Annotated in this window: 14 protein-coding genes; all 14 read right to left on the bottom strand. The window is 38.7% G+C overall.

Features of this window, described 5'->3' with window-relative positions; all coding sequences use genetic code 11:
* Positions 1 to 3 precede the first annotated feature (3 nt).
* The gene (locus GO621_RS14860) at positions 4 to 1,761 is read right to left on the bottom strand and encodes a cellulase family glycosylhydrolase (protein ID WP_232335668.1); all 1,758 of its coding nucleotides are present in this window, start codon (positions 1,759 to 1,761) and stop codon (positions 4 to 6) included.
* 215 nt (positions 1,762 to 1,976) lie between these two features.
* Positions 1,977 to 3,377: a glycoside hydrolase family 30 protein gene (locus GO621_RS14855; protein WP_157568422.1), complete on the bottom strand. Its 1,401-nt coding sequence runs from the start codon at positions 3,375 to 3,377 to the stop codon at positions 1,977 to 1,979.
* Positions 3,378 to 3,383: 6 nt separating this feature from the next.
* Positions 3,384 to 4,829 carry a glycoside hydrolase family 30 protein gene (locus GO621_RS14850; protein ID WP_157568420.1) on the bottom strand — a complete coding sequence of 482 codons (1,446 nt, stop codon included), beginning with the start codon at positions 4,827 to 4,829 and terminating at the stop codon, positions 3,384 to 3,386.
* Positions 4,830 to 4,836: 7 nt separating this feature from the next.
* Positions 4,837 to 6,303, bottom strand: coding sequence for a glycoside hydrolase family 30 protein (locus GO621_RS14845; RefSeq protein ID WP_157568418.1), 1,467 nt, complete (start codon positions 6,301 to 6,303; stop codon positions 4,837 to 4,839).
* 4 nt (positions 6,304 to 6,307) lie between these two features.
* Positions 6,308 to 7,492, bottom strand: a complete 1,185-nt coding sequence (locus tag GO621_RS14840; protein ID WP_157568417.1) for a multiheme c-type cytochrome — start codon at positions 7,490 to 7,492, stop codon at positions 6,308 to 6,310.
* A 432-nt stretch (positions 7,493 to 7,924) separates the two neighbouring features.
* Positions 7,925 to 9,466 carry a RagB/SusD family nutrient uptake outer membrane protein gene (locus GO621_RS14835; protein ID WP_157568415.1) on the bottom strand — a complete coding sequence of 514 codons (1,542 nt, stop codon included), beginning with the start codon at positions 9,464 to 9,466 and terminating at the stop codon, positions 7,925 to 7,927.
* 15 nt (positions 9,467 to 9,481) lie between these two features.
* Positions 9,482 to 12,538: a SusC/RagA family TonB-linked outer membrane protein gene (locus tag GO621_RS14830; RefSeq protein WP_198170266.1), complete on the bottom strand. Its 3,057-nt coding sequence runs from the start codon at positions 12,536 to 12,538 to the stop codon at positions 9,482 to 9,484.
* 686 nt (positions 12,539 to 13,224) lie between these two features.
* Positions 13,225 to 14,199, bottom strand: coding sequence for an L-histidine N(alpha)-methyltransferase (locus tag GO621_RS14825; RefSeq protein WP_157568411.1), 975 nt, complete (start codon positions 14,197 to 14,199; stop codon positions 13,225 to 13,227).
* Positions 14,200 to 14,230: 31 nt separating this feature from the next.
* On the bottom strand, positions 14,231 to 15,379 hold the full coding sequence (egtB, locus tag GO621_RS14820; protein WP_157568409.1) for an ergothioneine biosynthesis protein EgtB: 1,149 nt from the start codon (positions 15,377 to 15,379) through the stop codon (positions 14,231 to 14,233).
* A 2-nt stretch (positions 15,380 to 15,381) separates the two neighbouring features.
* A complete protein-coding gene (locus tag GO621_RS14815) occupies positions 15,382 to 16,950 on the bottom strand; it encodes an ABC transporter permease/substrate-binding protein (protein WP_157568407.1) in 1,569 nt (522 codons plus the stop codon).
* Positions 16,947 to 17,903 (bottom strand): ABC transporter ATP-binding protein, encoded by a 957-nt coding sequence (locus GO621_RS14810; RefSeq protein ID WP_157568405.1) that lies wholly within the window; start codon positions 17,901 to 17,903, stop codon positions 16,947 to 16,949. Before GO621_RS14810 ends, GO621_RS14815 begins: the two co-directional genes overlap by 4 nt.
* A 9-nt stretch (positions 17,904 to 17,912) precedes the next feature.
* On the bottom strand, positions 17,913 to 19,298 hold the full coding sequence (locus tag GO621_RS14805) for a mercuric reductase (RefSeq protein ID WP_157568403.1): 1,386 nt from the start codon (positions 19,296 to 19,298) through the stop codon (positions 17,913 to 17,915).
* A 12-nt stretch (positions 19,299 to 19,310) separates the two neighbouring features.
* Positions 19,311 to 19,592 (bottom strand): DUF427 domain-containing protein, encoded by a 282-nt coding sequence (locus tag GO621_RS14800; protein WP_157568401.1) that lies wholly within the window; start codon positions 19,590 to 19,592, stop codon positions 19,311 to 19,313.
* A gap of 163 nt (positions 19,593 to 19,755) precedes the next feature.
* A complete protein-coding gene (locus GO621_RS14795) occupies positions 19,756 to 22,704 on the bottom strand; it encodes a TonB-dependent receptor (protein ID WP_198170265.1) in 2,949 nt (982 codons plus the stop codon).
* Positions 22,705 to 22,988 lie beyond the last annotated feature (284 nt).

The raw sequence follows: 22,988 nt of genomic DNA, 5'->3' as shown, positions 1-22,988 counted from the left end.
AATCTAATTTTTAATAAAAGTAATAGCCTTTAGATTAAATCCGCCTTCATCAGCATAAACTCTTATTTTGTTGTTTCCTTTAGGCAGTTTAATATTTTTTAATTCGAATGTAGACCAATTTTTAGCGCCCCTGGAACCAGTTACAGCAACACTATCTGGCAATCGGTTATTGTTTAGGATTAAGGAAAATGTTCCTTTTCCGGCATCAGATGATACTATAAATCTAACAGTATAGGTTCCCTTGCTATTTACATTGATTGTGTATTGCAACCATTCGCCATCTTCTATACTAAAAACATAGTAATTATTATCATCAGCTTGAATATCAACCCCATCATTACGATAGGCATGTCCACGGTTTCCTATTGTTTTTACCCCAGGTGTGTACTGGTAGCTTGCAGTATCCTTATCAAAATAAGCTGATCGCTGGCCTCCTAAATCATAATCAATGGCGTTAATAGTAGTATTACCTCCAATTATATTTCTATTAAAAGGCAAAGTTGCTTGAGTATTAATTTGCCTGAACATCGCATCCGTAACATCCTTATGATAAATTGTATTTTCTAATTTGATATTGTCTAAAAATTCATCAAGAGCTGCAATCGCCTGATTTTTTGGTAGTTTTGAACTTTTTCCGTTCCAGTAATCCAATAATTTTTGATAAGATGGTGTCAATTTGATTTCAAGAGGATTATTAATGCCGATTTTTTTCAACTGCCACCAGCACCAACCAATGTTATTGCTTTCTGCTAAACGGATAGCTTCTGTAAACCAAGTATTAGAGTTTTCGCCAGATTCACCCATCCAAAGCGGTACTTGATATTGCTGGCTCAGATTCAAAAAATTCTGTATAGCACTTGGATTGTTAAAATTGCCATACTTATGAAAACTCAAAACCATGTTCTGGTCCCAAAGCGGGAAAATACCCCGATAATTATTACCAAAGCCATTACCTTCAATAATCACAATATGGTTTTTATCAACTTCACGGATAGCCTTAGTAATATCCATCATCAATTGTCTCAGAGGTTCATTCTTTGTTTCTTCAGTTCCTCTTTTATCCTCCGGTTTTTCAAATCCCCAGTTGGGCTCATTGATAATATCATAGCCAGCAATAGCGGGTTCATTCGCATAACGCTGAGCTAGTTTTTTCCACAAAGCAATCATTTTTTGCTGATTTGCTTTACTTTCCCAAAGAGAGGGTTTACTGGGGTCACGATCTGAAATAGGTAAATCATTTCCCTGACCTCCGGGAGCAGCATGTAAATCCAATATCAGATACATCTTATTTGCTTTGCACCATTTTAAAAGACTGTCTGTTAAGGTAAATCCTTTTTCGAGCCAGGTATTTTGGCCGGCAACAGGTTCCAGATCAACCGGAAGCGTAAATAACTGGTAATGCATAGGCAGCCTAATAGAATTAAAACCCCAAGCAGCCATAGAATCAACATCAATTTTACGAGTGTGGTTAGTTAGCCAGCTTTCATAAAATTTGCTTGCATATTCCGGGCCGGCAACTTCTTCTATACATGATTTTATTTTGTATTGCTGGCCCATGTTGGCCAAACGAAACATATAACCTTCCTGCAACATCCATCCACCCAAACCCATTCCTCTTAAAATAACTTTATTCCCTTTGCTATCTACAATTAGTCTGCCGTTTGCTTTTAAAAATCCCTGACTATAAGCAGGAACTGACAACAATAGGATTAAGGAAATTATGATATTTTTGCTATGAACAATAATTTGTTGATGCATCATTTAAGTAGATTTAGGAAGAATTATAATAGCTTGTTTAGTTTAATATTTGAAAATCCTTTCGCTGCCGATCTTTTTTAAATGCTTCTTTTATCACTACAAATTACCATTGACACAACTTCCGCATATAACTTTTATAACACTATTTTTATAGGATAAAAGAAGCACGTAAATTCATGAACATAATTTTAACATGCTTTTTATTTAATTTATCTTCTCTAATTATCCCAAACAAAAGTAGCAACAGAACCGCTGTTTAACTGAGTGTTAGCTTTACAACCTTTGTACCTGATATTAAATTTTTGAATACCAGGACTATTGTTAATTACGATAAGCACAATTTTATTGTCGGGGGTTTTAAAAGCCACATTATGAAGTGAGCCTACTAAGCTTGAACTTATACGAACAGAACCAGGCCTTACAAATTTAGCGGCATGGGCTACAACATAGTAAGCAGGATTACGAGTTATGCTATCCTGATCAATGGTAATACCTCCCATGCATCTGTTACATCCGCCCCTATCCGTATGAGGGTTATTGTTAGGATCAGCAGCCAGGTTCCATTCTATAACACTTCGGCTCCAATTTCGGGTAGCACCTATGGTTAATTTAGTAATGTGATCTGCAATATCTCTTTTAAAATTTCCAGGCGCACCCATCCACTGCTCTGTGAAGTACAGGTTTTTGTCAGGATGGGCCTCATGTACTTCAGATAAAGCTTCAATTTTACCTGCGTATAAGTGAAATGCTGAACCATCAATATATTTTTTAGCTTCAGCATCATTCAGGATGGAAATGGGATAATCGGGCCTGTCGGCATTATGATCGTAAATAATGATCTTAGTAGTGATATGGGCAGCCTTAAACGCAGGGCCTAAATTTGTCTTTACAAAATTAGCCTGGTCAGGGGCTATCATTAACATACTTGGGTTATTGCCAGGGTGCAATGGCTCGTTTTGTACTGTAATAGCATCAATGGTTATACCCTCAGCTTTCATGGCTTGAATGTATTTAACTAAATAACGGGCATAAACGTCAAAACACTCTGGTTTTAAACTCCCGCCGCGGGTATCATTATTGGTTTTCATCCAAGCCGGTGCAGACCAGGGTGAGGCAAGTATTTTAATCTTTGGATTAATAGCTAAAACTTCTTTTAGCACCGGAACCACATCTGTTTTGTCTTGTGATAAATTAAATTTAGATAAGCTCATATCTGTTTGCCCATCCGGCAAATCATCGTATGAGAAAACAAACTCATTTAAATCAGAAGCACCGACACTTATACGCAGGTAACTGATTCCTATATTTTTATCGTTAGTAGCAAACAGCTCCTTGATTAAAGCCGCCCTATTAGCTGATGTCATTTTCATCATTAATTGGGCGCTGCCACCGGTTAAAGCAAAGCCAAAACCATCAATAGACTGATAGGATTTTTGATCGTTCACCTCAATTACAGAATCTTGACTGGTGGCTTTTTTAAAAACCAGGGCTTGTTTTTGTTTTTCAAATAACGCAGACTGGTCAGCATTGGTTAACCAAACATCAGCAGTTCCTTTTTTTTGTCCAAAAGATACATTTACCATGATCAGCATTGCTGATGTTAAAAAAATTTGTTTCATCCCCGCTTAATCAATTATTAAAGTAGCTATAGAATGCGGAAGGCTGGTTGTGGCTGCTGCTTTACCCTTAATCCATAAAGAATAGGGTACGCTGGCATCCGTAGCATTCATAACCACTACCACAATTTTACCATCCGGATTAAGATATGCGGTAGTTAACAGTTTATCCCTGCTGGCAGAACTGATGATGCGTCTTGCCCCTGGCTTAATATATTTAGAGAAATGGCCGATGTAATAATACTCGTTGGTATAATGTAAACTTCCATCTCTGGTATTGGCATGTATTGGGGCAAAACAAAAATTACCAACGTGATTTGGCCCGCCTTTTTCGTCTAACAGTATGTTCCAGTCTGTCCAGGCAACCGTTCCGCTGTTAAAATCGTTGATCATAGATAAGCCATATCTTTCTCCAAGTGCCCAGTCGTTCAACCTTTCAAAATCAAATTTTTCTATACATCCTTCTGTAAAAACAAGGTTTTTTCCTGGAAATGCTTCGCTTACACGTTTAGTACTTTCAAATTGCATACCGCCGCCTGTCCAGGTTTCATACCAGTGAAAGCCAATCCCCCAAACAAATTGTGCAGCATCTGCATCTTCTAAAACTATACTTGCGCGTTGATATAGCAAATCGCGGTTGTGGTCCCATATAATGAGCTTTTTGCTGCCTAAACCTTCTTTACGTAAGGTTGGCCCTAAAAAATTCTTTACAAAATCACGCTCTTCTTCGGCTGTATAAATACATGATTCCCATTTTTGCGTAGCCATTGGTTCATTTTGCACCGAAAGCCCCCAAATAGGAATACCTTCTTTCTCATAAGTTTTGATAAATTTAACATAGAAGCTCGCCCAGCTTTGTCTGAATTCGGGTTTCAGCTTACCGCCATGCAAAACATCATTATTACTCTTCATCCATGCAGGCGGACTCCAGGGGGAAACAAAAAGGTTTAAGTTGCCTCCTGCTGCTTTTTGAGCTTCTTTTATAAAGGGAATTCTGTACTTTTTATCATGGCTGATGTCGAAAGTTTTTAATTCCGCGTCGTTATCGCCTACATAGCTGTATGTATCACTCGAAAAATCGCAGCTTTGGATATTGGTCCGGGCAAAAGTATAGCCAATACCTTTGTCTCTATCATAATAGGCAGTAAGCAGTTCCTTTTGCTTGCTTGCAGGCAATTTGTAAAAAGTTTCAGCTGCAGCATCTGTTAAAGCACCGCCTATTCCTACCATTGTCTGAAAAGTTTTAGATGGATCTACAAATATGGCTGTCTCTGTTTCAATAGGCTGTGGTTTATCCGTAAGTCTAAGGGTTGCTGTTGAGGAAAACCTTAAATCAGTATTTTGTGCTGTAACATAAACATTAACCTGGCCACCGGAGGCTTGGCCAGTTTTTTGTTGCGCAGCAGTTACAAACGAACAGCTAATTAATATCGATGATATGAAGTTTTTTCTCATGCTGTTTTTACCATATAAAAGTTGCAGCTGCTCCGTTATTTAAGCTAGCCGTAGTTATTTTCCCGTTGAATTTTATATTGAAAGTTTGAGCACTACTGCCGCTGTTTAATACAATCAGCACTTTTTTGCCATCAGGCGTTTTAAAAGCTACATTTTGAAGCTTATCAATGTTATTGGAACTTATCCGTACCGAACCTGGCCTTACAAATTTGGAGGCATGAGCAATAATATAATATGACACATTACGTGTTACAGAAGAGCCAGCAATGGTTAAAGCACCTAAACAGGTACTGCAGCCACCACTGGTATGTGGGCCATAATTTGGATCGGCTGCTAAATTCCATTCCAGCACATTACGACTCCAGTTTCGGGTAGCGCCAATAATCAGATTATTAATATGCCATTGCAAATCACCGTTAAAGTTGCTCGGCGCGCCTACCCATTGCTCTGTAAAATAAATATTTTTGTCTGGAAATGCATTATGTACCGTTGATAATGCACTAATATTTCCTGCATATAAATGAAAGGCCGAACCATCTACATAAGGTTTAGCAGCAGGGTCGCTTAGTACAGCTACAGGATAATCGGGCACATCTGCATTATGGTCATAAGCAATAATTTTTGTAGTGATATTAGCCGCTTTAAATTGAGGGCCTAAAAAGTTTTTTATAAATGCCGCCTGCTCTGATGCCTGCATCACCAAACTTGGGTTATTATTAGCATTTAATGGTTCGTTTTGTGGTGTTATGGCATCGATAGTTATGCCTTCTGCTTTCATTGCATTAATGTACTTTATGAAATAGCGGGCATAAGCATCATAATATTCCGATTTCAAGCTACCTCCTTTAAAGGCATTGTTGCTTTTCATCCAAATTGGTGCAGTCCATGGACAGGCCAATATTTTAATAGATGGATTTAATGCAATGATCTTTTTAAGGATAGGGATCATATCTGTTCGCTCCTGGTCAATACTAAAGCTCTGTAGGTTTATATCTGTAGTACCTAATACTTCATCATAAGTAAAGGGAGCAGCGCTCAAGTCGGAAGCGCCGAGGCTAATACGCAGGTAGCTGATACCAATTTTAGTATCATCTGTTAAAAAAAGTTCTTTTAGTAAATCGTCTTTTTGCACAATAGGTAAGTTATTTATTAACGTTGCACTACCGCCTGTAAGCGTAAAGCCAAATCCATCAATAGGCTGATAGGTTTGGGTAGTATCTACCTCAATAGTTGCATTTTGATTGGTGCTACTGGTAAACATTAAACTAATATTCTGCTTTTTTAAATAGGCAGCTTCATCTACCGATGTTAACCACATGGTAACATCGGTTTTAACAGATGTTACCGGCTGAACAGGTGGAGTTTCAATTGTGCCTAATCCTGGTTTTTCCTTCTTACAACTCATAACCCCTCCGCTTACAATTCCTGCACTTGCAAGTCCTATTATTATTATTGATTTAATTTTTGTAAGCATGTTTTTACTGAATTTTTTTTATCATTTGCAGTATCTCCTGCGTTTTTTGTGGATAAACTGCTATTTGATGCGTATGCAATTGGTAAGAGGAGGCTTTTGTGGCTCCAGCTATTTTATAAGAAATTATTTTGGATGAGATTGCAGGCATGTGGCAATCAATGCATTTAGTATTAATTGTATTACCTAATTGAGGGGCCATTTTACAAAAATTATGCGTTTCGATATTGTGGCATGTAAAACATTTTGCATTATATGCATTAAGATTATTGCTTTCTTTAGTATGGCTATTATGGCATGTGGTACAAGTCATCGTTACATTGCTTGCATAACATTTACTCCTTGCTAACAACTTTGCCTGGTTCCCATGAACATCTGGTTCATGTATTTCTCCTCCAAAATCAGGTTCAATAAATCTGGAAAGCGTATCACCAGGCTTATATAAAAAAGTTGATCTTTCTATCTTTTGGTCGTTGCCCGAATGGCATACAGCGCACATTTCCACCTTACCCTGTCGGGTTAATGATTGATAAGTTTTAATGAACCTTGCATGCTTATCCTCAGGATTATCAAGATGATAATTTACATGCTCTGCTGCCGGGCCATGACACCGCTGGCAATCTATACCATAAACTATTGAGTTTTTGTTAAATGCTTCACTTACCGTTAAAGCTGACTTGCCCTTTATATAATGACTTTCAGCAAATGATGCATGACATTCCAGGCACCTGGTTACAATTGCCCTGTTATAATAGACTAAGTTAGCCGGAAAGCCAGGACTGATGGCCCAGTTATGTATATCGCTAAAATAAGATAAAGGCAGTTCGTATAAACTCTCCCCTTTCCAATATCCGTAACTTTGCGCCCTTTCGGCAGAACCAAAAGCTATGTCAAACCGCTCTTGCCTCACTTTAAGCTTGTTTTTAAAATACGCTGTCTGATATAAACCCGTTTTTAGTTTCTCTATCCTGATCTGTAAGCTGTCATTATAGATAAATACATTAGTATCCGGGCGAATATCATTTTGTAACTTATTATCTGTAATAGGCGTTGATGTATGATAATGCCCGGTTTGCAGGTAAGACTGATAAATATCTTTATGGCATTTTGTACACGATTTTTGATCAGCATAAGCTTCACCTCTTATATCACCATAACCATGGTTATTAAATATACAATGTGATAAAAACATTGCAAATATGAAAACAAGGGCACTGGAAAAAATAAGAATTTTGCCGGTTTTACTTTTCATTAGTATGGGTAAAAGCGTAAAACAGAAATTGTTGTTATCACTTTCTGTTTTATAATGTGTTATTGAGTTTGTTTAAACTTTTCGTACCAATTTAAATTTAATCCTTCGGCATGCTCAGGTTTGGTATGCATGCTTCTTTTACCAGGTAAAAATGGTGTTTGTATTGACTACCTGACCTATAAGGTTTTGAAAACCTTATAGGTCAGGTAGTGATTTATCAAATAAAAATTGGTGTTTACACTTAATCGATAAAAAAAACAATGACCAGCATTTTTAGGTGATAAAAGAAGCATCGACCTTAAAAAAAGAGGGCCAGAAAAAAAGTTTAAACAACTTCATTTATACTAACAATTAACAAAGCAGGCTTTGATATTATTTACTACCACCCCACTCTTTGGTTTGTTCAATTTTAGTATTATAAGTTTCAGCAATCGGAATAGGAAATATTTCATTTTTACCTGTTACAAAGCCTTTACTTTTTAATGCAGTACCGGCAATGCCCCAGCGTACAAGATCTAACCAGCGTTGGCCTTCGCCTGCAAGTTCAAGGCGTCTTTCCTTCATGATATTATCCATGGTTACTGCAACCGGCTCCAATCCTACACGTGCCCTTACAGCATTTAAAAGCTGATATGCACGTGTGCCTGCACCTACGCCTGCTTGATTTTGTAATAATGCTTCTGCTTCAAGCAAATAAGTATCAGCTAATCTAATTTCGTAGATATCAAGCGGAAAATTAAGCTCCAATTGCCCATTTGCTGCTTTGGTAGAAACGCGTCCTGCAAATTTCTCGATAAAGTGCCCTGTGTTTTGATATGCATGTAAATAAGTAGCAATATTATTTTTTTCGAGGCTGTCCAAATCTGCCACAGTAGCATTTTTACGCGGATCATTATGTATCAGGTTAAAAAACTCGTCTGTATAAGGTTGGCCGCTCCATCCGGAAACATAATCAGGAGCATTAGCAGTTTTTGTAGTATAGCTCCTGGGCCCCACCAATATACATTCAATATTTCCCTCAGTCGAACCTATGCTATTCCAGCCACCCTGAGATGTAGAGTTAAAAACTACTTCAAACACAGATTCGCTGTTAAATTTGTTCTTAGGGCTCCACAAGTCTTTAAAGTTTTTCATTAATTGATAACCATATTTACTTGGCGAAACACCAGGTGCAGTACCATTAACCTCAGCAAGTTCTGTAGCAGCTTGAGCGTATTTTTTTTGCCACATATAAATCCTGCCCAGTAAAGCATGTGCGGTACCTTGGGTAACACGTCCGCCTTCTGTAGCTATCGGAACGGTAACCGGAAGGTTAGGAAGAGCTTCAGTCAGGTCTTTGAGGATTTGTGCATATACATTATCTGGATTAGCTTGAACAATATTATACATATCATCAGGGCTAGTAGGTGTTAACATCAATGGCACAGCCCTAAAGAAACGAACCAGATCAAAGTAAAAATAAGCTCGTAAGAATTTTGCTTCTGCAATATATCTGTTTTTGGTAGCGTCGTCCAAACCCGCTATGTTACCAATTTTTGCTAAAAACACATCGGCCCTGTAAACACCTGTAAAACCCTTATTCCATAGATGCCCGGCTGCTCCATTTTGAGATGAAGGAGTCATAGTGTACGTAGCCACTGATTGCAAATCGCCAAGGTCTGATGCTGATGCACCTCCCGCCCAATGGTCATCACTGGCTACGTTCATAATAGCAGTTTTAAGCATGTAACCGCTTGATTGATTACCAACTATATCATAAACAGAAACTAATGATTGATATGCCTGAGTAGGGGTTGCATAAAAGTCTGTTTCTAAAACCCGTTGTTGCGGATTTACATTCAAGTCTTTTTTACAAGCCCCAAGTAGCTGTATGCCAGTGGCTAACACAACTACAAAAGTAATTTTTCTTCTCATCTTTAATTTTTTTAATTAAAATCCAACATTTAAGCCCAACATAAACGAACGTGCCTGAGGGTACACCCCCCTGTCAATACCGAAAACATTACCTCCAGCTTCAGGATCATACCCGTCATATTTGGTTATTGTAGCTAAATTCTCACTTAATACAAATACACGTAAAGTGTTCAAACCTACTTTACCTGATATAGCTTTAGGGAAAGTATAACCTACCTGCAAAGTTTTCAGCCTGAAAAAGTTACCGCTTTCCAGGTATAATTTACTAAAGTTTAGATAATTCCTATTCGGGTCATTGTCATTAACCCTTGGCATTGTATTAGATGGATTGCTTGGTGTCCATCGATCTAAAATAGAAGTTGAATAATTTGCATTGGTTATATCTAAACGGTGTAATCCCTGGAAAATCTGGCTTCCTCCCTGTCCGTTACCAAAAGCAACCAAATCAAAGTTTTTGTACTTTAAACTAAATGTTAGACCATACGTTAATTTGGGGTATGGATTCCCTATGTTAGACCTGTCATCAGCTGTAATTTTACCATCTTTATTTAAGTCGGCAAATTTTACGTCACCCGGCTTTGCATTAGGTTGTATTTTGGTACCATTTAAAGTATAGCTATCAACTTCGGCTTGGGTTTGGAAAATTCCTAACATGGTATAACCGTAGAATGCATTATATGGGCCACCAACGGTTGACCGGGTGATATTTCCAAGATTTTGAAAAGTAGCTGCCTGGTTTTCAACGAAATTCTGACCGGGTGCAATGCTAAGCACAGTAGTTTTATTAAATGTTGCATTAGCATTGATGCCTAAATCAAACTCACCAATTTTCTTGTGATAGCCTAATTCATATTCCATACCCTTGTTTTCCATACTACCTAAGTTTCTATATGGAGCGGCAGCATATCCCAAATATCCGGGTATCGGGGGCTGGTATAAAATTCCATCTGTTTTCTTATGATAAAAATTAACAGTCAAGGTAAAATCATTAAGCAAAATGGCATCAAAACCTATATCTGTTGATTTAGTTTGTTCCCAATGTAGGCTAGGATTAGACGGTGCGTTAGGGCTCCAGCCAATAGTACTCGCGTCATTAGTCCCGAAGGTATAGTTACGACCACTGCCAACTGTAGAAACATATTGAAAATCACCAATGGCATCATTACCTACAACACCATAAGTTGCCCTTATTTTAAGGTTGTTGATAGCATTAGTTTTAGGAAAGAAAGCTTCACGTGTTGGCACCCAACCTATAGACAAACCAGGAAATGTACCATATTTATAATTGTCGCCAAACCTTGAAGAGCCATCTCGTCGTATATTTCCGGTTAGCAGGTATTTTTCATCATAGTTATAATCAAGGCGCGCAAATAAGGAATTCAACTTATGGAGAGTATTATCATATGCGCCGCCTACAATGTCACCGGCAACGGGCTTGTAGTTAAAGTTTTGCTGGTAAAAATCTTGGGCTATAACATTATAAAAATCTATTGTTGTACCTCTGGTGTTATTATCCAAATAACTACCCTCACCCAATAAAACACTTGCAGTATGTTTACCAAAGCTTCTGTTATAGCTTAAAGTGTTTTCAAAATTATGATTAAGTGTTTGGTTCATTTCCCGATGAGCGTTGGTTCTTGTACCAATATTAGAGGAATTGAGGTAGTAGAGCGGAGAATATGATTCTGTACCATAGAAAGCCATTTTGGTACTTAAATTCGAATTAAATTTTAAGTTTTTAATTGGCTCAATAGTTGCATATACGTTACCTACAATATTATGGTCCCAGTTATAATTACCAACTCTGTTTTGAATGTAGGCTAATGGGTTTACAATTTCCTGGCCCACCTGATTTGATATACCATAAGGTAAGCCGTCGCTGTTTTTGACAGCAGTAGGTTGAGTCGAATAAGGAGAAGCTGCAATTTTTGCAGGATCAGTTTCAACAGCAGGTGTAAGCGGGTCAAGGTTAATCGCATCAGAAAGCGGACCGCCAAATTCACTATTAGTATTACCAAGACTGCTGGATACAGAGTGACTATAACCTAAATTTTCTCCTATAGTAATAAATTTTGTGATGTTGTAGGTTGAATTTAAACGGATATTTGCACGGTTCCATTTAGAAATTGCAGAAGCAACAATACCATCCTGAGTAATGTAACCAAATGATGAGAAGAAGGTAGATCTATCACTTCCTCCACTAATGCTTACATTATGCTCCTGTCTGCGGGCATCATTATTAAAAATTAATGATTGCCAGTCGGTACCGTTACCATAAGCAGAAGGATTGGTAAATGGTGCTGCTTTACCTGCATTAATGGCAGATTCATTTCTAATCATTATATACTGTTGTGCATTCAACAAGTCTAATTTATGTGCCGGCGCAGATGTTCCGTAAAAGCCATTGTAATTTACTCTGATTGGGCCAGCCTTACCTTTTTTAGTGGTAACGAGGATAACACCGTTAGCAGCGCGAGTACCGTATATAGCCGTTGAAGCAGCATCTTTTAGTACTTCGATTGACTGAATGTCATTTTCATTTAAAAAACCAATACCACCGTTATCTACAATTGCACCGTCTATTACCCATAGAGGATCATTGCTACCTGTGTTTGAAAAAGTACTTACACCGCGGATACGTACAGTTGAAGCAGAACCGGGCTGGCCAGAATTTTGCTGGATCATTAAACCTGAAGTGCGGCCTTGCAAAGCCTGCTCTACACGGTTAATGGGTTGGTTTTCCAGATCTTGAGCAGTAACACTTGAAATAGAGCCTGTTACCAGGCTTTTCTTTTGGGTGCCATAACCTACTACCACTACTTCGTTTAGGTTATTAGGGCTTGTGGTAAGCGTTACGTTAATAATATCCTGACTGCCAACCGGTACGTTTTGTGTAGCAAAACCTACGTATGAAAAGGCTAAGGTAGCATTAGGGGGTACCTTGATGGTATAGTTACCATTTACATCGGTAACTGCTGTGTTCGTAGTTCCGTTTGCTTTTACAGTTACCCCCGGAAGTGTCTGCCCGGTATTGTCAGTAACTTTACCTTTGATGGTGTTTGTTTGTGCCATTGTCATTGAATAGCATACAAAAAGCAAAAGAATAAATAAAGTAAACTTTTTTCTCATAACATTAATTTTTTAAATACTTACATAGGTTTAAAGTTTGCAGTTGGTTTTCTGCTAATTAATACTGATAGATAAAAGCTACATTAGCCATAGGCTGTAGGATAGCAAATAGGTTTATACATGTTGTTTAAATTGGTTTTGCCTAATCTTATTTACCGGAGAGGCAACAATATTAAGTGTTGTCAAAATTATTAAAATAAGTATCAATAAAACAAAATAAAATTCACAATTATTTGAAAATAAGCACATTACAAAAATCTTAATACGCTTTATGAAAATATTAAAATTAAGTTTTACAGTGATAATTAAACCTCTATAGGGTTTTAGAGATCATTATTTCAAATACCTAATACGGTATAATCCTATTAAAATTGAACGATTATTATGCCTTCAGAATAAAAGACAAGCAGGAGAAGAAAGATATAATGTTCAACCCTATTGTTAAAAACCTATTATTAAAGAAACATAAGTTCGGGTTAAGCAGCTAAAAGTACTGGCATTAAGCATCAATGCAGAAATAGTTGACGGAGGAAATTGCGGCTGGAGGTAGCGTAGGTTTTCATACAAATCGCTTTGTTTTTAGTGAAAACGGTATAAACTGATGCTTGTTTTACCGGCAAAAAATTTGCTTATACAGCCTTCCAAACCACATCAACAAACCAGTTTTTACTGTCGAAAAAATGCTTTACCGGTTCAAATCCTGCATTTAGGGCCATATCGTCTGTTTGCTGTAACGTGTATTTCTGCGAGATTTCCATATCGATAAACTCGTTTTCTTCAAACTGAATTAATTCTGATTCTCCGATTTGAACTTCCTGTTTTACTAAACTGATCAGATAACTTTTACAGGAACCGCTTTCAGGATCATAAGTGGCGTAATGATCAAACTGATTTAATTTGAAGTTGACATTCAATTCATTATTGATCCTTTTTAATAAATTGAGGTTGAAATTTTTAGTGATTCCCGCCGCATCGTCATAAGCAGCTAAAATTGTTTTCGGATTTTTTTTCAGGTCGAAACCAATTAAAGCCAGGTCCCCGGGCGAAAGCTGTTGGCGTAAAGCTGCACAAAACATATAGGCTTCTTTTACCGGCATATTTCCGATGTTCGAACCCATAAGTAAAACCACTTTCGGCCTGTCAGACATTACGCGTGCTTCTTTTAGCATATCAAAATAATCACCATTCAAACCCTGCAGTTTTAAGCCGGGAAGTTTTGCCGGAAGCGTTTGTTCCAGTTCTTCAATCACATGCGATGAAATATCGATAGGGAGATAAGTAAAATCAGCCTTAATTTCGAGCAAATGCCTGAGCAGATGGGTGGATTTGGTTGCATCACCAGCGCCTAATTCGATCAGGTCAAATTCCCTAAACCCGTTTAAAACCACTTCTGCCAATCCTGCGGTTTGTTCAGAAAATATTTCCATTTCGCAGTTGGTGAGGTAATATTCCGGGCAGTTCATGATCTCCTGGAACAAAATATCTCCTGCCGCATCGTAAAAATACTTAGATTGAAGTTTTTTGGGAGAAGAGGTTAACCCAGCCAATACATCTTGTAAAAATGTACTGCTTTGATTGATTTCGGCCGTTAATTGAGTTGGCATAAGGTGGTAAGGGAATTGATGTTGATTGATTTTATCGGGCTAAACGGATGCCGGTATATTGCCAGCGCAAATGCGGGTGAAAAAAATTGCGGTAAGTGCAACGACTATGATTTGGAGAAGTAACATCAGAAGCACCGCGCAGTACCATCTGGTTCACCATGAATTTGCCGTTGTACTCGCCGATAGCGCCCGGAGCGGTAATAAAACCGGGATAAGGCAAATAAGCGCTGTTTGTCCACTCCCAGCGGCGGCCCCAGTTAAAGTTTTTAGCAGCAACCTCCCATTCAAACTCTGTTGGCAGGCGTAAACCTTTCCAGCTTGCAAAAGCAGCAGCTTCGTAAAAACTAACGTGGCAAACTGGTTCGGCTGCATCAACAAGCTTTAATCCGCCTAAAGTATAATTAAACCATTGGTTATGGATTTGATACCAGTAAAGCGGCGCTTTTATTTGGTTGTTTTTTACCCAATCCCAGGCTTCTGCATGCCAGAAACGAAAGTTTTGGTAACCGCCGTCCTCCATAAATTCTAAATATTCTGCATTGGTAACCGGTGAACTGCTGATCGCAAAATCATGCAGAAAAACAGTATGGCGGCCCAGTTCGTTATCAAAATAAAAACCTTCGCCTTCATGGCCAATATGGTACAATCCAGATTTTACAGGGATAAAAACAGTATCACCAGTAAGCTTTTCTCCTTGCGGAAAATGTTCTGCATAAGCCGGAAAAAGCGGGTTATGGCCAAGAATATACTTAATATCCGTCCACAATAATTCCTGATGCTGTTCTTCGTGATAAAAACCCAAGGTTAATAATTCCTGTAATTCTGCAGAAACAGGCCCTGAAAGCAAGCCTTCCATTGCTGTATCTACATAATCCCGGTACGCATAAACGTCCTGTACGGTTGGGCGGCTTAAATTGCCGCGATTGGTACGGATCACCCGTGCGCCAACCGCTTCGTAATAGCTGTTGAAAACGTAATTGTATTCTGGGTTAAACTCTTTGTAACCGATAATATTTGGTTTGAGAATAAAAGTTTCAAAAAACCAACTTGTATGGCCTAAATGCCATTTCGGCGGACTAACATCAGGAATAGGCTGAACAACATAATCTTCCGTTTGCAGGGGCTGGCAAATCTGTTCTGATCGTTGCCGAACGGCTTCATAAACTTGTAATAAATTCATTTTTACTCTTTTTCGAGATATGTTTTCAGATCGGAAATATTTTTTAAATGCAACGCTTTGGCCTGTTTACTTCTCATCATCAGCGCATAAGCGTTATTAAAACCGATAGGGTTTAGCCATTCTAATGCAAATTGCTGTTCAAACTTCTTTTTAACAAAATCATATACTTTGAGTTTGCTGCTGCCGATAGAATCTGTTACTTTTTGCGGGGCCTGCAAAATTACCAGCAAACCGGTCCCTGTGTATTCAGGATAAAAATCGATTTGGTTATTGGTAAGTGCATCAAAACATATTTTTGTGCCGCCTAAACCTGTTTTCGTAGAAACAGCATAATCCGTATAACCTTTTATCAAATCGGCATACATCGCTGCTAAAATGTACTGTTCTCCAAATATTTTGGAGCCGATACGGACAGTTCCGTTATTTCCGTTATTTGCCGGGCGGAAGAGCTTTTTCTGCACCAGAAAATCACGGGCTGTTTTTTCTGGCGATTGCTTGAGGTAATCCACTTTATAATTCAAATCCGTCATTACGGAATCGCTAATTGTTCCTGATAATAAATTTAAGGTTTTTTCCAGTTCCGGAAATTTTTGCAGCGCATCTTTCCGTACAACCGGCGCACAATAATAAGGCGGAAAAATATGTTTATCATCTTCTAAGATCGTTAAACCAAACGCTTTTAAACGCCCGTCGGTACTATAACCGCTGATGACATCCAAATGCTTCTCATAAACTGCTTTATACATTATTGCATCGCTAATCACCACCGTTTTAATTTTCAGTCCATAAACCTCCCGTAAACCTAAATCGCCATCTCTTCTGCCCATAAATTCCGGCGTAAAACCAGCTAATAATTTGCTTTTACCGGTTATCGGAACAAAATAAAAGGACGATAAAAGAAGCATGCCTGCCGGGACCAGCCACAGAAAAACCTTCATTTTTTTGATGCTGAGATGCTGTATCCGCGACAGCAAAAAATCTAAAATAATGGCTAACAAAGCTGCCGGAATTGCTCCGGCTAAAATCATGTTGGTATTGTTGAGAGAAATGCCGCCAAAGATAAATTCGCCTAAACCGCCGGCAGCAATAAAAGCAGCTAAAGTTGCCACGCCAACATTAATTACGGTTGCCGTACGGATCCCGGCCAATAAAACCGGCATCGCCAGGGGCAATTCTACCTTAAAAAGAACCTGCCAGTTACTCATGCCCATTCCGCGCGCTGCTTCTTTTACCGTTGCATTTACTTCGTTTATGCCGGTAAAAGTATTGCGGATAATGGGCAGCAAGGCATATAAAAACAAAGCAACAATGGCTGGTTTTGGCCCAATACCAAGCAGCGGGATCATGAAACCAAGTAATGCAATACTTGGAATAGTTTGTAAAACGCCGGCAAAACCCAATACGCTTCCTGCAAATTGCTTTTTCCTGGCAATCCAAATTCCGAGCGGCAAACCAATTACAATAGCGAGCAGCAAAGAAATAAATGTTAAACCGAGATGTTCCAGCGTTTGTGTCAGCAGCTTTTCGTGTTCCTGGCGCATAAAATCCCATAAACTCTGCTGATTGTTCATGATCCGAATTTTTTATGGGTAAAAAAAGCATGCATCAACTCTTCTGCGTTAACCAGTTTCCAGCTATTGGTTTTAGGTTGATGAATGCAAACCTGCTTTAAATTGTTTTTTTGAAGGAAGGAAACAGCTTCCCAAATGCTGCTTGCTGCAGAAATTTCCGGCACTGATTTTTCACCGGTAAAAGAAGCATCATCCCATAGATCATTTAAAGAAACAGTTTTCAGTTCGAGTTGCAACCGCTGGTCATCCAGAAAAGAAGCAACAAAAGCATCGGCAGGATTAAAAAGCAATTCGGCCGGCGTTCCAATTTGTTTAATTTTTCCGGCGTCCATTAAACAAATCCGGTCTGCCATTTCAAAAGCTTCCTGTACATCGTGCGTTACCATCACGATGGTTTTGCGTTTCAGCTCGTCCAGGTTTTTAAATTCTCTACGGATGGAAGCGCGTGTAATAGGGTCTAAAGCGCCAAAAGCTTCATCCATTAATAAAACCGGAGGATCGGCCATTAAAGCGCGCGCTAAACCGACACGTTGCTGCTGTCCGCCGCTTAATTCATTTGGATATAACGACAAATAGCTTTCTGGCAGATGTAGTTTTTCAAGTAAGATTTTGGTTCGCTCGTTGATTTTTGTCTGCCCCCATTTTAATAATTTTGGAACGATAGCCATAGTTTCGGCAACAGAATAGTGTGGAAACAGGCCGTTATTCTGCAAAACATAACCAATCCCTCTTCGCAACCGGTCCGGGTTTTGTGCTAAAACATCTTTGCCGTTTACACTGATCCTGCCACCAGAAGGTTCGGTTAGACGGTTGATCATCTTCAGCGTAGTAGTTTTGCCGCAGCCGCTGGTTCCTAAAAGCACCAGCGTTTCGCCTTCTTTTACTTCAAAAGAAATATCATCAACAGCAGCAGTTTTACCAAAATGTTTACTGAGGTGCTCGACTACAATCATGGAAGTAAGTTAAGCTTCTTCTATCGACATAAAAAGATTATTGATCGATTCTGATAGGGTTGGATGCGCAAAAATATTTTCACGGAGTTGGTGCGCCGTTATTTTGCCTTGCATGGCCATTTGTAAAACAGCCATTACTTCGCCGCCTTCGTAACCTAAAACCGTTGCACCCAAAATCTGATCTGTTTTAGCATCTACAACCGCTTTCATAAAGCCTTTTTTTTCGTTGATTTCGTTGGCTCGGGCTACGTGTTGCATCTGAAGTTTGGCAACTTTAATATCCAAACCCTGTTTACGTACTTCGTTTTCTGATAAACCAATTCGTCCTAACTGCGGATCAGTAAACATACAATATGGGACTGGGCGGCCTTTTATGGAAAGATCAGCATTTTCCAACAAGTTTTTAAGCACAATTAAATGATCGTTGTAAGCGATATGGGTAAAAGCAGGGCCGGGTTTAACATCGCCTAAAGCATAAATCCCTGCTGCTGTAGTTTCAAGTTTATCGTTTACTTTGATATAGCCTTTTTCATCCACTTCAACACCTGTTTGTTCTAAATTTAGCGCTTCGGTTTGAGGAGAACGGCCAGCTGCAATCAGCAAATGTGAAGCGGTAATCTGTTGTTGGTTATCCTCTTTTTTAATAGTTAAAGTAATTTTCCCATCTGCTGTTTTTTCAGCTTTGGTTGTTTCTGCGCCGCAAATAATGTTAATTCCTTCTTCCGTTAAAAATTGGGTTACGGCTTCACTTACATCTGCATCTTCCCTGGACATAATTGTTTTACCTTTTTCCAGTATGGTTATTTTGCTGCCGAAGCGGGAAAACATTTGCCCGAACTCTAATCCAATATAATTACCGCCGATGATGATCATACTTTCGGGGACTTCCTTTAAATCCAGAATTGTGGTTGAAGTGAGATAAGAAACCGTTTCCAGCCCTTCAATTTTGGGAATGCTTGTTTTTGCGCCGGTATCAATAAAGATCAATTCTGCAGAAAATTCTTCTTCTCCGCCCGCATTCAGCTTTACGGTTAACGTTTTTTTGCCGGTAAAAGAAGCATCGCCAAAAACCAGGTCCAGGTTTTCTGTTTCCTCCAAACCTTTCTGGCCGCCATCTCGGGATTTTTCTACAATATCATTTTTACGCTGCATGATAGCAGGAAAATCAACTTTATAAGCACTTACATCAATACCTAAATCCTTGCGCTTTGCCATAAAAGCTGCCCGTGCAGAAGCAACAAGGGTTTTAGTAGGTGTACAACCATCATTTACGCAGGTCCCACCTACAAACCGTTTCTCAATTAAAGCTGTTTTTTTGCCTGCTTTAGCTAGTTTTTTGGCCAGCGGTGTACCAGCCTGGCCGGAACCGATTACAATTGCATCATAAATTTTCATTTAGCAGCAAGGTTATTGAGTAATTTTTACACCTTTCCAAAAGGCAACATAATCTTTAATTTGTGCTGCTGCATCTTTTGGTTGTGGATAAAACCAGGCCGCGTCTGCATTTTGTTTACCATCTACATCTAAGGTATAATAGGAGGCGAGGCCTTTCCAGGGGCAGGTTGTATGCGTAGAAGATGGTTTTAAAAACTCGCGTTTAACTGTCTGTAAAGGAAAATAATGGTTGTTTTCCACAATGATTGTATCATTACTTTCGGCGATTACCTGGTTGTTCCATTCGGCTTTCATAACTGAGATTAATTGAGTAAGCGAAGCGTAACCCAGTTTAATAATTTGGCTACAGTTTACTTAACCTGTTTAAATTCATTTAGTTTTTGCTTGAAGAAAAAGCTTCTATATCAGCAAAAAGAGCACGAGAATTTTTCCGGTGCTCTTTTTATGACCTGTTTTTTTAGTCCCTTGGTGAACCGCCTCCCGGAGGGCCTCCGCCGCCTGGCCTTCCACCACCAAAACCACCGCCCTCTCTTCGGCCACCTCCTCTAAAATCATCTTGCTGCGAAGGTGCCTTACCAGCAAATTTTTGCAAACGTAAACTAAAGGAAAGCAAATAATAACGGCCTAACCGGTTAACGTTAGAAACAGTATAACCTTGTCCGCTTGGCGTATAAGTATAACCCGTGTTTTGGTTAAATAAATCATAAGCAGCTATACGTATTGTAGCAGCATTATTTTTTAAAAACCGGCGTTCTACATAAGCATTAAGCAGATTTGGGTTTTTTTGCGTTACACCCGTAAAACCACTATATATTAATTTGGTATAATCGTAGCTAACTGTATAATTCTTCCAAAGGTAGTTTTTACCACTTAAACCTAAGTTTAATGTTTTAGCTGCTGAGTTTTGAAAACTGGTTGATAAGATGGAGTTATTGATCGTGTTTATGCTATAACTGGTACGTAATTCTGCATCAATAACATCGGTAATATCAGTACGAAAACGAATACCTGGCGTAATTAACAGTGTTTTTGCAATATTTCTATCCGTGGTTGTTGTTTCAGTATTACTTACTGCATCATAAGCTACACTACTGCTGTAACCAATATTGTTAGTATATGTTGCGTTCGCATTAAACATCAGTGTGTACCTTCGTTGTGCCCAGGGCTTAGCATAAGTTGCATTTAGTGAAGAAGTGTAATAGCCATCAGTGTTTAAATAATTGGTGAGATATGTTCCTGCTAAAGTTGGATGTAAAGGATCAATCTTTGGATATTTTATGGAATTTGTTACAATCATATTATCCGTTTGATTGAATGTTAAATTTGTAAACAAAATATCGCCAGTTGCAAAACTGAATTTGTTATAACGAAGCGTAAAATTGTTACTGAATGTTGGTTTTAAGTTTGGATTTCCTTGTACCGGGTATAAAGCATTAGAAAAATCTATAACAGGTTGCAAATAATTAAAATTAGGCTGGTTGCTCGTTCCGTTATAGTTAAAATTTAGAGCCTGACTTCTAGAGAAGTTGTAAACAAAATGTGCTGCCGGAGAGAAATTAAACGTAGAAACATGTGTAGCTTGTCCGGTAGTTGGAGAGTAACCATCTAAAACGGCAGGTTGTACACCTAAACCTAAGGTATAATTATATTTTTTTTCTATAAAACGATAATTCAGTCCGAAACGATTGGTTGTAAAAGTATAGTTAAAGTTGTTGCTGTATCTTGGATAAAAAACGCGGTCCATGGTTGTTGTAAGCGTGTCTGTTTCTTTATCACTGGTAGTATAAGAATGATTTAAGGCGTAATTCAGTTCCAGGTAAGAAAGCTTTCCTATTGGTTCTAAATAAGAAACCGTAGTTCCTATAGAGCTTGTATGACTATTTGTATTGATTAACTGATATTTAGGTGCAGATGGAGCTCCTGCTGTATAAATTGTTGTTGGGTCATCAGACTCGTTAGTTGAAGCCGAACTCGCATTTACATAAATACTTAAATTACGGCGTGTGGCACGGAAGCGATGGTTAAATAAAACATTGATGCCATAAGTAGGCGACTTTGAATTATCAGTGGTTGTTTGATTATAAGTAGTTTGGTCTGATTGGCTCGTAATATTGTTGACATTACCAGCATAATTAGTATTTACACCAGCGTAAGAAAAAGTTGGGGTAATTTTTAGATAATTAACCGTATCTGGTTTATATTCCATATTCCAGGTTACCCGGTGGTTTATATTCTGGGTTTGTTGGGTACTGTTTTGAGTATTGGTGCTGCTGATGCCAGCATTGGTAGTTTGTTGAAACACATCACTAATGGTATGTGTGGTATTATCCGAAAAACTATAACTACCATAAACAGATAATTTTTTCCCCCACTGGTCTCTGTAATTAAATCCGATTGCATGGGCATCTGTAATACCATTTGCTGTTGATGTTGTACTTCCACTATTTGCACCTTGTAACGCATTTCCACGGCCGCCACCGCCGCCGCCAAAGCCACCTCCACCACCTCGGGCAACGCCTCCGCCACCATAGGTAAATGTATTGATGTTCGTATTGTTAATATTTCCGAGGATAGAAATCTGACGGTCACCTTTAAAATTGAAATAATTAACTGTTCCTAAATAACGGTTCTGATCATTATTATTGGTAATTGCCGAAGGGCTTGTTGGATCGGTACTACTGCTTACTTTAGGTAAAGCATCACGGCCATCACCAGCGGTTGCCTGCAAAGAATAGCCCGTATTCCTGTCCGGCCGGATATTAATGTTCATGATCTTATCTGGTTCTCCGGTTTTTACGCCGGTTAAATTAGCCTGATCTCCATAATCATCAATCATTTGAATGTTTTCAATTACGTCAGCCGGCAGGTTTTTAGTGATTGATTGTACATCTCCTCCCATAAAATCCTTTCCGTTGATCCTGATCTTAGTAACCTGTTTGCCTTGCGCCGTTACATTTCCGTTTGCATCAACATCAACACCAGGCAGCTTTTTAATCATATCTTCTGTGGGTGCATTAGCCCTCACTTTATAGGCGTTAGCATTAAACTCTACCGTATCTTCTTTTACCTTTACCGCATTAATACCAACAATAGTTACACCTTTTAACTGCGTAGCTGCTGTCCTCATTTTGATAATACCCACATTAATGGTGTTAGGGTTGTGTGGTTGTGGCAGAAACCGCCTGTTAATGGTTTGAAATCCGATCAAATCAATGGTTAACCTAAATTCTGCTGATTTCACCCTTGGAAAAACAAACGATCCGTTATCAGTCGCTGCGGTAGTCAGAGTATCCGAAGCTGAAACTAATTTTACAATGGTACCGGGTAAAGAGGCACCGCTTGTGTCCTGTATTATGCCACGCACTTCGTGTAAGGTTTGTGCGCGCAGAACGTGTGCTGTCAGCAAAAAAATTATAAAGCAGAGTAAGGTACGTTTCATATTTTAAGGTCGAAGTAATAAATCAGCTATTTTGTAGTTTGATTGCTATTGACAGCGCAAATTCGCGAAAGTTTCACAAGGTTTAATTCCTGTAGCTGTAACATTTGTGTGATTGAATAAAAGATGGCTTTTTAACAGTAGAAAGGCTTTTATTCTTCTTTTTTCAGGATGTAACAATTTGATTATTTACTGCTAACGCAGCCTTTTTCGGCTTTGCGTTTTACACTAACTTCCTCTATTTTACTCATTTT

The sequence above is a fragment of the Mucilaginibacter arboris genome (assembly GCF_009754915.1).
GTDB lineage: Bacteria > Bacteroidota > Bacteroidia > Sphingobacteriales > Sphingobacteriaceae > Mucilaginibacter_A > Mucilaginibacter_A arboris.
This window is presented reverse-complemented; position numbering and strand designations above follow the sequence as displayed.